General features: G+C 62.8%; 1 protein-coding gene. It reads right to left on the bottom strand.

Annotated elements, in window-relative coordinates:
- On the bottom strand, positions 1–233 hold a 233-nt coding region (locus tag MFF64_RS37220; protein ID WP_238194091.1), incomplete at its 3' end, for a WD40 repeat domain-containing protein.
- Between the last annotated feature and the right edge of the window lie 14 nt (positions 234–247).

Here is a 247-nt window from a genome sequence, read left to right on the forward strand (position 1 = left end):
GCCTGATACTCATTGAGCCTGGCCCCGGTGGATGTCTCCCAGGTCGTAACGGCGCCGTCTTCCAGTCCGGTGAAGAGGCGAGACCCGTCAGCGCTGAAAGCGATAGAGCGGCACTCGCCTGGAAAGAACCGGTGCAGCTCCGACCCGGTGGCAAGATCGCAGCCGTAGACGATGCCATCGCCATCGATAGTGAGCAGATGTGCCCCACCGTTGCTGAACGCCACCTCCGTCATACGGCTGCGACGTG

Source organism: Methylobacterium frigidaeris, assembly GCF_022179185.1.
GTDB classification, from domain to species: domain Bacteria; phylum Pseudomonadota; class Alphaproteobacteria; order Rhizobiales; family Beijerinckiaceae; genus Methylobacterium; species Methylobacterium frigidaeris.